The organism is Streptomyces silvisoli, from assembly GCF_029269905.1.
GTDB classification, from domain to species: Bacteria; Actinomycetota; Actinomycetes; order Streptomycetales; family Streptomycetaceae; genus Streptantibioticus_A; species Streptantibioticus_A silvisoli_A.
On the sequence record NZ_JARJBC010000015.1, the window covers coordinates 76,797 to 90,164 of the forward strand.

Genomic DNA, 13,368 nt, shown 5'->3' on the forward strand with positions numbered 1-13,368 from the left:
CATAGACAGACACCCGCGAAAGGGACCGTTCACACAAAACAAACGGCCTGTTGAAGCCATGGGCTTCAACAGGCCGTCCGATATGCGAACTTAGGGCGCAGGGGGTCTGGGGTACCCCCCAGAAAACCCTCAAAGCCAAGCGGCAGGCGTTACCGCTTGGCGCGGGACGCGGCGCGGCCGCGCTCCTTCTGGTCGAGGACGACCTTGCGGATGCGGACCGCCTCCGGGGTCACCTCGACGCACTCGTCGTCGCGGCAGAACTCCAGGGACTGCTCAAGCGACAGCTTGCGCGGCGGGACGATCGACTCGGTCACGTCAGCGGTCGACGACCGCATGTTGGTGAGCTTCTTCTCCTTGGTGATGTTGACGTCCATGTCGTCGGAGCGCGAGTTCTCGCCGACGATCATGCCCTCGTACACCTCGGTGCCCGGCTCCGTGAACAGCACGCCGCGCTCCTGGAGGTTGGTCATCGCGAAGGCGGTGACGGCACCGGCCCGGTCGGCCACCAGCGAGCCGTTGTTGCGGGTCGTCAGCTGGCCGAACCACGGCTCGTGGCCCTCGTGGATGGAGTGGGCGATGCCGGTGCCACGGGTCTGGGTCAGGAACTCCGTGCGGAAGCCGATCAGACCGCGGGACGGGACGACGAACTCCATGCGGACCCAGCCGGAGCCGTGGTTGGACATGTTGTCCATACGGCCCTTGCGGACGCCCATGAGCTGGGTGACGGCGCCCATGTGCTCCTCGGGCACGTCGATGGTCAGGCGCTCGACGGGCTCGTAGACCTTGCCGTCGACCTCCTTGGTGACGACCTGCGGCTTGCCGACGGTCAGCTCGTAACCCTCGCGGCGCATGGTCTCCACCAGGATGGCCAGCGCCAGCTCGCCACGGCCCTGGACCTCCCAGGCGTCGGGGCGGTCGGTGTCCAGCACGCGGAGCGAGACGTTGCCGATCAGCTCGCGGTCCAGGCGGTCCTTGACCTGGCGGGCGGTGACCTTGCGGTCCTTGACGGCCGCCTTGTTGTCGGCGCCCTTCCCGGAGCCACCACGGCCGACCAGCGGCGAGGTGTTGGTGCCGATGGTCATGGAGATCGCCGGCTCGTCGACCGTGATCAGCGGCAGGGCGACCGGGTTCTCCGGGTCGGCCAGGGTCTCGCCGATCATGATGTCCGGGATGCCCGCGACGGCGCAGATGTCGCCCGGCCCGGCCTTCTCGGCGGGCTTGCGGGTGAGCGCCTCGGTCATCATCAGCTCGGTGATGCGGACGTTCTGGACGGTGCCGTCACGCTTGATCCAGGCGACGGTCTGCCCCTTCTTCAGCTCGCCCTGCTCGACGCGGAGCAGCGCGATACGGCCGAGGAAGTTGTCGGCGTCGAGGTTGGTGACGTGCGCCTGCAGCGGCGCGTCCTCCTCGTACGTCGGGGCCGGGATGTGCTCCAGGATCGTGGAGAAGAACGGCTCCAGGCTGGTGGAGTCGGCGGGGACGGTGCCGTCCTCCGGCTTGGTCAGCGAGGCGATGCCGTCACGGCCGCAGGCGTAGACGATCGGGAACTCGATCTGGTCCTCGTCGGCGTCCAGGTCGAGGAAGAGGTCGTAGGTCTCGTTGACGACCTCGTCGATCCGGGAGTCCGGGCGGTCCGTCTTGTTGATGCACAAGATGACCGGCATCCGCTTGGCGAGCGCCTTGCGCAGGACGAAGCGGGTCTGCGGCAGCGGGCCCTCGGACGCGTCGACGAGCAGCACCACGCCGTCGACCATCGACAGACCGCGCTCGACCTCGCCGCCGAAGTCGGCGTGGCCGGGGGTGTCGATGATGTTGATGGTGATCGGCTCGCCACCGCCCTTGGGGTGGTACTTCACGGCCGTGTTCTTGGCCAGGATCGTGATGCCCTTCTCACGCTCCAGGTCGTTCGAGTCCATGACCCGGTCGTCGACGGAGTCGAGCTGATGGGCGGCGAAGGCGCCAGCCTGCTTGAGCATGGCGTCGACGATGGTCGTCTTACCGTGGTCGACGTGGGCGACGATGGCAACGTTACGGATGTCGTGGCGCGTGGGCATACTGCGGCGCTTCTCCCGGATTCGTGGATGGCGGCGCGTCCGGTCCGGTACGCGCGCCCGCCGGGCAACATCACGCCGCGGCCTTACCCCCATGGTACGGGGCGCGGGCGAAAGCGTCCGCCTGGGCGATCTCGGAGCGCCCCGGGGCGGACGCTCAGCGGCGGAAGCCGATGTTCTGGTAGCGCGGAGTCTGGAAGCCGAACGCGCCCACGTTGGCGACCCTGATGCTCTGGGCGACCAGTTGGGGGCGCTGGTAGAGCGGGATGGAGCCCGCGGCGGCCCAGATCCTGGCGTCGGCCCGCTTGGTCAGGTCGGCCGCCTTGCCGGGGTTGAGTTCGGCCCCCGCCTGGTCCAGCAGCCGGTCGATCAGGTCGGTGCCCACCCGGGCGTAGTTCTGCTGGACGACCAGCGAGCCGTCCGCGCCCGGCTCCGGCTTGGCGTAGATCGGGCGGGCGTCGGTGGCCGGGAAGGCGGTGCCGGGCCAGGAGTACAGGGCCAGGTCGAAGTCGCCGGAGGCGATCTGGTCCTGGAAGAAGCTGCTGTCCGCGACCTTGGTGATCTGGCTGCGCACCCCGATGCCGGCCAGCATGTGCGCGATGCGGTCGCCGACCGCGCCGAGCGTGGCGTCGTGCTGCGGCAGCACGAACTGCAGGGTCAGCGGATGTCCGGACCGGTCGGTGCGCAAGGCGCTGGGCTCCACGGTCTCGGTCCGCGCGACCTTGCCGCCGCCCGGCGGCGGGGCGGCCGGGTGGGCGTGCCAGGGGCCGGGCGCCGCGGCGTTCCGCGCGCTGTTCGCCTTGCCGGGCTGCCATCCGGCGTCGGCCAGCAGGGCCTGGGCGGTCTTCACGTCGGGGCCGCCGATCGCCGAGCTGTTGTCCTGGTAGCCGTCCTGCGACGCCAGCACCAGGTGGTTGCCGAGCGGCGCGGTGGGCAGCCCGGCGGGGCGCAGCACCTGCTGAGCGATGGCCTTGCGGTCGATCGCCCGGGCCACCGCCCGCCGAACCCGCTCGTCGGCGAGTGGACCGCTGCCGCCGTTCAGCGTGAGCTGGGTGTACGAGGCGTCCAGGGCGCGGTGCACCGCGAGCCGCCGGTCCCGGGTTACCGCGCCGAGCGCGTCCGGGCTCACCTCTGCCACGTCCACGCTTCCGGCGGCCAGGGCGGCGGCCCGGCGTGCGCTGGGCACCGCGGTGAACACCAGCCGGTCCAGCTTGGCCGGCTCGCCCCACCACCGGGGGTCGCGGGCCAGTGTCACGGTGCCGCCCCTGGCGTTCACCGACTGGACCGAGAACGGGCCCGCTGTCACCGGGAGCGCGGCGCGACTGCCGTCGTTGAAGGCGTCCGGGGTGCCGGTGACCGCCTTGGGGTACAGCGGTGTGAACAGGGACCGCCAGGTCGCCATCGGGCGGCTGAAGGTGACCTTGATCTCGTGGGCGTCCGCGCCGCGCCGTACGTCGCAGACGCGGTCGTAGCCGTCGTTGTGCGCGCTCCAGTACGCGGAGTTGGTTCCGTTCAGCGCCTTCCACTGGGCGGCGAAGTCGTCGGCGGTGATAGCCCGGCCGTCGCTCCAGGCCGCCTTGGGGTTGAGCTTGTACACCACGACCTGCGGTGACCTGCTGACCACGGCCGCCGACTCCAGGTAGTCCGGGTCGCGTTGGGGTCGGCCGCGGCCGTCCACGGTGAACAGCGCGGGCAGTACCGCGCCCGCGACCCGGGCGGTCTGCGGGTCGGCGGCGGCCTGGAAGGTGTTGAGCGTGCCGGGGACCGCGTCCACCGCCCAGCGCAGCGTGCCGCCGTCGCGTACCGAGGAGCGGGCGACGGAGGCGACGTCGACGGCGGAGGCGGCGGTTCCGGAGGAGGCCGAGCAGCCGGCCGCCGCGGCGCTCGCCACGACGACCAGGGCGATGGTTCCGACCGCGGTGCGGGACATCGTGGCTACCTCCGGGGGACTCCCGAGCGCTTATCTCGTTTGCCGCTTATCGCACCTACTGAAGGTGATGGCGCCCGGGCGGCCGGTCCGACACGGCGTCGGGGACGGCGAAGGCCACCTGTGTGGCCTAGCCGAGCGCCTGCCACCCCTCGCGGGAAAACGCAAGACCCCGACGGAGCGGATACCGTCTTCACAAGCGCGCCTGTGACGCGCGACACTTTCTGGGGCAACCCGCGCGAACGCGCAACGGAGGTGCTGTCCATGTCCCTACAGGATGAGCTCACTGCCACCCAGCGACGCCTTGACGACCTTGACCGCTGCCTGACCACGCTGGAGCAGCATGTCGGGCAGAGCATCGACATGCGGCGGGTCCGGGCCGACGCCAACCATCTGCGGGAGGACCTGGCGTTGCTGCGCGACAGCGCTCCAGCCTCCAGGACCGGGCCGTCCGGTCAGTCGAAGGCCGCCCAGCAGATGATCACCGTCCCGGACGCCCCGTACGACCCGAACCTGTGGCGTGACTCCGACGACGAGGGCCTGGGCGCCCGCGACCGGCACGCCCCCTAGCCCCCCAGCACGGCACACCGTGAGGCGAAACCGGTAAGCCACCCACCTCGCCGGAGGCGACCCGTTGGCCACGACCGAGACAGCAGGACCCTCATCAGGCGGCGTGCACGCCCCCGGGCGTGCCGCGATCGCCGCGCGGCAGCTGCGCACCGACCGCTGGTGGCTGGCGCCCGCCGTCACCGCGACCGTGCTGACGGTGTTCGTCGTCTATTCGACATGGCGGGCCTTCGCCAATGCCGACTACTACGCCGCGCCCTACGTGTCCCCGTACTACTCCCCCTGCATCGCGACCAACTGCGTGAACATGAAGGGGGGTGCGGACCTGCAGATCTTCGGGCCCTGGTGGGGGCTTTCGCCGGCGCTGCTGGTACTGATCTTCCCGCTGGGATTCCGGTTGACCTGCTACTACTACCGCAAGGCGTACTACCGGGGCTTCTGGGCCGCGCCGCCCGCGTGCGCGGTGGCCGAGCCGCACCGCAAGTACACCGGGGAGACGCGCTTTCCGCTGATCCTGCAGAACGTGCACCGCTACTTCTTCTACTTCGCGCTCGTCTTCGCGGTGATCCTGACCTATGACGCGGCGCTCGGGTTCCGGGACGCGGCCGGGCGCTGGGGCCATATGGGCCTGGGCACCCTGGTGTTGCTGGTGAACGTCGCGCTGATCTGGGTCTACACCCTGTCCTGCCATTCCTGCCGGCACGTCGTCGGCGGGCGGTTGAAGAACTTCTCCAAGCACCCGGTGCGCTATCGGATGTGGAGTTGGGTGGGGCGGCTGACGGCTCATCACATGGCACTGGCCTGGGGCTCTTTGGTGATGGTCGCGGTTGCCGACCTGTATGTGTACCTGGTCGCCAGCGGCGCGTTCACCGATCCGAAGTTCTTCTAGCGGGCAAGAGGTCGCCGGAAACCAGCGAAAGGGATGCGGCAGCACATGACGCAAGTCGAGCGGCACACCTACGACGTGGTGGTGGTCGGCGCGGGCGGGGCGGGGCTACGGGCCGCCATCGAGGCCCGGGAACAGGGCCTGCGCACCGCCGTGGTCTGCAAGTCCCTGTTCGGCAAGGCGCACACGGTGATGGCCGAGGGCGGAATCGCCGCCAGCATGGGCAACGCCAATCCGCGTGACAACTGGCAGGTGCACTTCCGGGACACCATGCGGGGCGGGAAGTTCCTCAACAACTGGCGGATGGCCGAGCTGCACGCCAAGGAAGCCCCGGACCGGGTGTGGGAGTTGGAGACCTGGGGTGCGCTGTTCGACCGCACGAAGGACGGCCGGATCTCCCAGCGCAATTTCGGCGGCCACGAGTATCCCCGGCTGGCGCATGTCGGCGACCGCACCGGTCTGGAACTCATCCGCACCCTCCAACAGAAGATCGTCTCCCTCCAGCAGGAGGACCACAAGCGGTGCGGTGACTACGAGGACCGGCTGCGCGTCTTCCAGGAATGCACCGTCACCCGAGTGCTGAAGGACGGTGAGCGGGTTTCCGGGGTGTTCGGCTACGTAAGGGAGTCCGGGCGCCTCTTCGTCATCGAGGCGCCCGCCGTCGTACTGGCCACCGGTGGCATCGGCAAGTCCTTCAAGGTGACCTCCAATTCCTGGGAGTACACCGGGGACGGGCACGCGCTGGCGCTGCTGGCCGGGGCACCGCTGATCAACATGGAATTCGTGCAGTTCCATCCGACCGGAATGGTCTGGCCGCCGTCCGTGAAGGGAATCCTGGTCACCGAGTCGGTGCGCGGTGACGGCGGGGTACTGCGCAACAGCGACGGCAAGCGCTTCATGTTCGACTACGTTCCGGACGTCTTCAAGGAGAAGTACGCGCAGAGCGAGGAGGAGGCGGACGGCTGGTACACCGATCCGGACAACCACCGCCGCCCACCGGAACTGCTGCCCCGCGACGAGGTGGCCCGGGCCATCAACTCCGAGGTGAAGGCGGGGCGTTGCACTCCGCACGGTGGGGTGTTCCTGGACGTGTCGACCCGGCTGCCCGCCGAGGAGATCAGACGGCGGCTGCCGTCCATGCACCACCAGTTCAAGGAACTGGCGGATGTCGACATCACCGCCGAGCCCATGGAGGTCGGGCCGACCTGCCACTACGTGATGGGCGGGGTCGAGGTCGACCCGGACAGCGCGGCCGCGACCGGGGTTCCCGGGCTGTTCGCGGCGGGCGAGGTGGCCGGCGGAATGCACGGCTCCAACCGGCTGGGTGGCAACTCCCTCTCCGACCTTCTGGTGTTCGGCCGCCGGGCCGGGCTGCACGCCGCCGAGTACGCCGCCGGGTTGGGCACCGACGGCCGCCCCCGGGTCTCCGCCGAGCAGGTGGACGCCGCGGCGGCCGAGGCACTGCGCCCGTTCAGCGTCGAGGGCGACGAGCCGGAGGCGGCCGGGGGCCCTGCGGAGAACCCGTACGCGCTGCACCAGGAGTTGCAGCAGACCATGAACGACCTGGTCGGCATCATCCGGCGGGCCCCTGAGATGGCCGAGGCGCTGCGCCGCCTCGCCGGCCTGCGGCAGCGCTCCCGGCGGGCCGGGGTCGAGGGGCACCGCCAGTTCAACCCGGGCTGGCACCTGGCGATCGACCTGCGCAACATGCTGCTGGTGAGCGAGTGCGTGGCGCGCGCCGCGCTGGAGCGCACCGAAAGCCGCGGCGGCCACACCCGCGACGACTACCCGGAAATGGACCGCCGTTGGCGGAAGACCAATCTGGTCTGCGAACTCGCCGACCGCGACGGCGAACTGGCGGCGGTCGATCCCGCCGACGGCCAGGTCAGGCTGACCCGGCGGGAGACGCCGCCGATCCGCGGCGATCTGCTCGGCCTTTTCGAAAAGGACGAGTTGCTCAAGTACCTCACGGACGAGGAGCTCGACACATGAGCGCTGCGCCTGGCCCGAAGGCCAACGGTTCCGTGTACACCGGTCGTTTCCGGGTGTGGCGCGGCGACGCGGACGGCGGCGAGTTGCGGGACTTCGACGTCGAGGTGCACGAGGGCGAGGTCGTCCTCGACATCATCCACCGGTTGCAGGCCACCCAGGCCAACGACCTCGCGGTGCGCTGGAACTGCAAGGCGGGCAAGTGCGGTTCGTGCAGCGCGGAGATCAACGGCCAGCCGCGGCTGATGTGCATGACGCGGATGTCGGTGTTCGCGCCGGACGAGACGGTGACCGTGACGCCGATGCGGACCTTTCCGGTGGTGCGCGACCTGGTGACCGATGTGTCGTTCAACTACACCAAGGCCAGGGAGGTTCCGTCGTTCGTCCCGCCGCCCGGGCTGGGCCCCGGTGAATACCGGATGCAGCAGGAGGACGTGGGGCGTTCGCAGGAATTCCGCAAGTGCATCGAATGCTTCCTGTGCCAGAACACCTGCCATGTGGTGCGGGACCACGAGGAGAACAAGAAGGCGTTCGCCGGGCCGCGTTTCCTGATGCGGATCGCCGAACTGGACATGCATCCGCTGGACTCGGCCGACGAGTCGGGCCTGGACCGCAAGTCCGCCGCGCAGGAGGAACACGGGCTCGGTTACTGCAACATCACCAAGTGCTGTACCGAAGTGTGCCCGGAGAACATCAGGATCACCGACAACGCGCTGATTCCGCTCAAGGAACGGGCAGTGGACCGTAAATACGATCCACTGGTCTGGTTGGGGAACAGGATTCGTCGGCGCTGAGACGGGATTCCAAGGTGCGGGCCGTGGGCCGTGTTGTGCCCATCCGTTTCCGTCGTGCGGAGCGGCTGCCCACAACACGACCGATCAGTACACGCTGAGCAGCGCCGACGCCAGGTCCGGTCCCCTCGTCTCCCCGTCGGGCAGCCCGAGTTCGAACCACACGGTCTTGCCGCGCGGCGTCCTACGGCTGCCCCAGCTCTCGCTGAGCATGCTGACGAGTTGCAGCCCGCGACCGCCCTCGTCGGTGTCCCGGGCCCGCCGCCGCCTGGGCTGGACGAGGCCGGAGTCCCAGACCTCGCACACCAGCGTCCGGTCCAGCAGCAGCCGCAACCGTATGTCCCCTCTGCCGTGCCGCAGCGCGTTGGTGACCAGCTCACTGACCAGCAGTTCGGTGGTGTCGACCAGTTCGCCCAGGCCCCAGGCCTCCAGCCGCCCCCGGGCCAGCTCCCGGGCCTGGGCCACCGACTGGCCCTTCGGCGGCAGCGTCCAGTCGCCGACCGCGTCGTCCGGCAGGCCCCGCACCCTGGCCATCAGCAGCGCCACGTCGTCCTCGCCGTGGTGGGTGTCCAGGCTGGTCAGTACGTGGTCGCAGGCGTCCTCCAGCGGCAGCGCGGCGGTGCTCAGGGCGCGCCGGAAGGCCTCCAGGCCCTCGTCCAGGGCGTGGTGGCGGGACTCCACCAGCCCGTCGGTGTAGAGGGCGAGGAGCGCGCCGTCGGGGAGTTCGATGTCCACCTCCTCGAACGGCTCGCCGCCGACGCCCAGCGGCATGCCGGGCGGCACGTCGAGCATCAGCGCCGGATCACCTGGCTGCACGATGACCGGCGGCAGATGGCCGGCGTTGGCGATGGTGCAGCGCCGGGTGACCGCGTCGTACACCGCGTAGACGCAGGTCGCCAGGTACACCTCGGCCAGGTCCTCGGTGTCGCGGTCCTTGGCGCGTCGGCTGCGGCCGCCGCTGGGGTCGGACAGGCCGCGGGCGATCTCGTCCAACTGGGTCAGCACCTCGGCCGGTTCGAGGTCGAGCAGCGCCAGGGTGCGTACCGCGGTGCGCAGTTCGCCCATGGCGACGGCGGCCCGAAGTCCGCGGCCCATCACGTCGCCGACCACCAACGCGGTGCGGTGGCCGGGCAGTTCTATGACGTCGAACCAGTCACCGCCGACCTCCGCGGCGGCGTTGCCCGGCAGATAGCGGCAGGCGATGTCGAGTCCGGCGGCCTCCGGATTGCCCGGTGGCAGCAGGCTGCGCTGGAGCAGCAGCGCCCGTTCGTGCTCGCGCCGGTACAGCCGTGCGTTGTCGATGCACACGGCGGCCCGGGCGACGAGTTCCCCGGCCAGCGCGCGGTCGCGTTCGCCGAACGGTTCGCTGCCCTTGGCGCGGGAGAAGTGCACCAGGCCGAGCACGGTGTCCCGGGCGACCATCGGCACCACCAGGGTGGACTGGACGACGGCTGGCAACTCGCCCCGCTCCGGGTCGGGTTCGGTCGGCTCGTCGGCCATGGAGCCGCCGCCGCTGACGCCGACGACCTGGATCTGCGCGGTGCGCAGCGCCTTCGCCGCGGGCGAGGTGAACGGATAGCGGTGCACCGCGCCCACGCTCACCGAGCCGTCCTCGACGCCCAGTGAGTCGGGGCCGCCGGAGACCGCGCTGGCGCCCGCGACCCTGCGCACGTCCGCGCTGCCGTCGGAGCTGCCGACCGGGTCCTCGTCGCCGGTCAGCAGCACCTGGTAGAGGTCGACGGCGGCCAGGTCGCAGAAGTGCGGTACGGCGACATCCAGCAGCTGCCGGGCGGTGGTCTCCAGGTCGAGGGAGTTGCCGATGCGGGTGCCCGCCTCATTGAGCAGGGCCAGGTCGCGCCGGGTGTGCGCCGCCTCCCGTTCGGCGCGCTGACGAGTCGTCACATCTGTTGCCACGCCCGCCACTCCGGACGGACGGCCGTGCGGGTCCGTGAGCCGGTACAGGGAGATCGCCCAGCGACGGCGGCCGGGAGAACCGGGGCTGGTGCCGACGACCTGCATGTCGACCACCGGTTCGCCGCAGTCCAGCACCTGGCGCAGCGCCGCGGTGAGCCGGTCGGCCTCGACCCGGGGCAGGAAGTCGTGCGGGGTGCGGCCCGGGTAGTCCCCCGCGGGCTTGCCGTAGACGTGTGCGAAGCGCTCGTTGACGCGGATCAGTCTGAGGTCGGTGTCGGCGAGGAAAAGCCCCATCGGAGATTGGCCGAAAATCGCCTCGAACGCGGCCAGGGAGGCGTCCCGCTCCCGGTCGCCTTCAAGGCCCCGGGGACTTGGCAGTTCAGCCATGGTCGGCCCCCGAGGGGTGATGGCCTTCTCCGTGCGAAGCGGCGGAGCAGGATCCGCCGGAACGTATGCAGCGCAAGACCCCTCCAGATATTCAGTACTCCCGGACCGGCCGCTGCCCAGTCTTCAGGGTATTGGGCACCCCTGAAGTATTGAGCACCGGCGGCACCGGACACACGGTCTTGTCGATCACAGCATCATTTCGGCTTCAACGAGGCAACTTCACCGAGGTCAGCTACCCGGCAACGCCAGTTCGAACCACACCGTCTTGCCCAGCGGCCCCTGCCGGGTGCCCCATCGCCGGGATGCCCGGGCGACGAGTTGGAGTCCGCGGCCGCCCTCGTCCTCGTGGTCGGCGGTACGGGCGCGCGGCGGATCGGGCAGCGGGTCGGAGACCTCGACCAGCAGCGAGGGTCCGCGGACCATGCGGACGCCGATGGGTCCGTGCGCGTACCGCAGGGAGTTGGTGACCAGTTCACTGACCAGAAGTACGGTCACGTCGGTCAGCGCGTTCAAACCCCATACGGCCAGCGTCTCTCGGACATGCGTGCGCGCCTGCCGTACCGCGCTGGGTTCGGCGGGGAAGGCCCAGGACGCCGCACTGCCCTCGGGGAGGCCGCCGAGCCGGGCCATCAGCACGGCCACGTCGTCCGGTTCGAGCTCCCCGACCAGGTTGGTGACCATGTCGTCGCACGCGTCCTCCAACGACCGGTGCGGGCGGCCGAGTACCGCCCTGAGCCGGTCGATGCCATGGCCGATGTCCTCGCCGCGCCGCTCGATCAGACCGTCGGTGTACAGCACCAGCACCGAGCCGTCCGGCACCCGCAGTTCGGTGGTCTCGAACTCCGCTTCGCCGACGCCGATCGGGGTGCCGGTGGGCATGTCGAGGCGGTGCACGCCTTCGGCTCCGCGCTCGCCTGGGTCGATCAACAGGGGTGGCAGATGGCCCGCCTTGGCGATGGAGCAGATCCGGGTCGACGGGTCGTAGACGGCGTAGACGCAGGTGGCCATCATCGGTTCGTCGGGGAACTGCGCGAAGTCGTCGGACAGGTCGTTGATGCGGCGCAGTAGTTCGTCGGGGGTCATGTCGAGCGCGGCGAGGGTGCGCATGGCGGTGCGCAGCCGTCCCATGGTGGCGGCGGCCTGGAGCCCGTGCCCCATCGCGTCGCCGACCACGAAGGCGACCCGGCCGCCCGCCAGCGGCACCACGTCGAACCAGTCGCCGCCCGCCTCCGCGCCGGTGCTGCCGGGCACGTAGCGGTAGGCGACCTCGACGCCCGGCAGTTCGGGCACGTGCTGCGGCAGCAGGCTGCGTTGCAGCATCAGGGCGCCCTCCCGTTCCCGCGCGTACAGCCGGGCGTTGTCGAGGGCGGCGCCCGCGCGGTCGGCGAGTTCGGTGGCGAGCGCCAGGTCGTCGGGGTCGAACGACTCGCGCTGCACGGAGCGTCCGATGACCAGCAGGCCGAGCACGATGCCGCGGGCCCGCAGCGGGACGACGAGCATCGAGCCGACGCCCAGTTCCAGGGCGGCCTTTATGCGCGGGTCGAGGCCGTACGCGCTGTCCGTGGCGGCGTGCAGGTCCGCGCTGGTCTCGGCGTACCAGGCGGGGCCGCCGGCCAGCACCTCGGTCAGCGGTGAGCCCTCGGGGAAGCTGAGGCTGGCCCCGGCGCGCAGCTGGGCGGCGACCGCCTCGGTACCGGGTCCCGTGGTGACCCCGGCCAGCACGAGCGGGGTGTGCGCGGGGTGCGGGCGGCGCGGCAGGTCGGCGCCCCGGGGGACGTCGCGGACCAGCAGCACCCCGGCGTAGTCGGCGAACTCCGGTACCAGGATGTCGGGCAGCAGCCGGGCGATGCGGTCCACGTCGAGCAGGTCGGACAGGACCCCGCCCACGTCGTTGAGCAGGGTGAGCCGGGCGCGGGCCCGCTCGGCCTTGGCGACCGCGATGTGGCGTTCGGTGACGTCCATGACGATGCAGGAGATGCCCAGTACCCGCCCGGCCCGGTCCACGATCCTGGCGTACGAGGCGGAGCGCAGGCCCTCGCCGCCCGGTCCCTTGTTCAGCAGGTCGACCACGGTGCGTCCGGTGGCCAGCACCTCGCGCTGGACCAGGGTGAGGTTGTGGCCGGTCCTGCCGGGCAGGATCTCGTCGACGGTGCGGCCTATGTGGTCGTCCGGGGGGCGGCCGTTCATTCGGGCCAGGGCCTGGTTGACGCGGACGAAGCGCAGATCGGTGTCGAAGATCGCGATGCCGAGCGCGGAGGTGTCGAACACCGCGTCGACAATGGCCAGATCGTGCTCCAGGCCGCGCAGCAGCTGGGTCTCGGCGAGCGAGACCAGGATGTACGGCTTGCCGTCCCCGTCCACCAGCAGCGAGGCCCGCACCTCGGCCTGCACGGTGTGGCCGTCGCGGTGCCGTAGCGGCAGCACCCCGCCCCAGCGTCCGGCGCGCAGCAGCTCGGCCAGCACCTGCTCCGCGGGGCCGGGGCTGGGCACCCGGCCGAGGCGCTCGGCGCGGACGGCGTGCGCCGTGGACCAGTCGCTGATGATGTGGTCGATCCGGCGGCCGACGATGTGCTCGCCCGCCCAGCCCAGCAGTTCCTCGGCCAGCGGGGACCACAGCACCACTCGGCCCCGGGTGTCCAGCATGATGACGCCGACCCGCAGGGTGTCCAGCAGCCCACCGGAGTCGGCGGGTTGGGTGGCTGCCGGTTGCAGGCCGCGCGTCCGGTGGCGGTCGGCCGCGTTGTGTGGCGGATTGTGCGCGGCGGATGGGGTGCTCATCCGGCACACCTCCCGCCAGTTCGGACATAGTGCCTAAACCCCCCGTACCCCATGATCAATGGAGTACACGGCGACCGG

At 70.6% G+C, this 13,368-nt stretch carries 8 protein-coding genes; 4 read left to right on the top strand and 4 right to left on the bottom strand.

Annotated features, from left to right (window positions below):
- Window positions 1–149: 149 nt before the first annotated feature.
- Both typA and P3G67_RS22840 read right to left on the bottom strand, forming a co-directional pair.
- Entirely contained in the window at window positions 150–2,054 is a 1,905-nt protein-coding gene (typA, locus tag P3G67_RS22835; RefSeq protein WP_269853435.1) for a translational GTPase TypA, read from the bottom strand.
- 154 nt (window positions 2,055–2,208) lie between these two features.
- Complete coding sequence (locus P3G67_RS22840; RefSeq protein WP_276095130.1) at window positions 2,209–3,981, bottom strand: ABC transporter family substrate-binding protein; 1,773 nt, start codon at window positions 3,979–3,981, stop codon at window positions 2,209–2,211.
- Window positions 3,982–4,242: 261 nt separating this feature from the next.
- On the opposite strand from P3G67_RS22840, the gene P3G67_RS22845 reads away from it, so the two are divergent.
- From P3G67_RS22845 to P3G67_RS22860, 4 genes are all read left to right on the top strand, one after another.
- The gene (locus P3G67_RS22845; protein ID WP_269853437.1) at window positions 4,243–4,548 is read left to right on the top strand and encodes a hypothetical protein; all 306 of its coding nucleotides are present in this window, start codon (window positions 4,243–4,245) and stop codon (window positions 4,546–4,548) included.
- A gap of 64 nt (window positions 4,549–4,612) precedes the next feature.
- On the top strand, window positions 4,613–5,434 hold the full coding sequence (locus P3G67_RS22850; RefSeq protein WP_276095131.1) for a hypothetical protein: 822 nt from the start codon (window positions 4,613–4,615) through the stop codon (window positions 5,432–5,434).
- A 45-nt stretch (window positions 5,435–5,479) separates the two neighbouring features.
- On the top strand, window positions 5,480–7,423 hold the full coding sequence (locus P3G67_RS22855) for a fumarate reductase/succinate dehydrogenase flavoprotein subunit (protein WP_276095132.1): 1,944 nt from the start codon (window positions 5,480–5,482) through the stop codon (window positions 7,421–7,423).
- The gene (locus P3G67_RS22860) at window positions 7,420–8,214 is read left to right on the top strand and encodes a succinate dehydrogenase/fumarate reductase iron-sulfur subunit (protein ID WP_276095133.1); all 795 of its coding nucleotides are present in this window, start codon (window positions 7,420–7,422) and stop codon (window positions 8,212–8,214) included. The genes P3G67_RS22855 and P3G67_RS22860 overlap by 4 nt, the downstream gene beginning before the upstream one ends.
- 84 nt (window positions 8,215–8,298) lie before the next feature.
- Here the strand turns inward: P3G67_RS22860 and P3G67_RS22865 are convergent, their stop codons facing one another.
- Both P3G67_RS22865 and P3G67_RS22870 read right to left on the bottom strand, forming a co-directional pair.
- Window positions 8,299–10,512, bottom strand: coding sequence for a SpoIIE family protein phosphatase (locus tag P3G67_RS22865; RefSeq protein WP_276095134.1), 2,214 nt, complete (start codon window positions 10,510–10,512; stop codon window positions 8,299–8,301).
- Window positions 10,513–10,740: 228 nt separating this feature from the next.
- On the bottom strand, window positions 10,741–13,290 hold the full coding sequence (locus tag P3G67_RS22870; protein WP_276095135.1) for a SpoIIE family protein phosphatase: 2,550 nt from the start codon (window positions 13,288–13,290) through the stop codon (window positions 10,741–10,743).
- Between the last annotated feature and the right edge of the window lie 78 nt (window positions 13,291–13,368).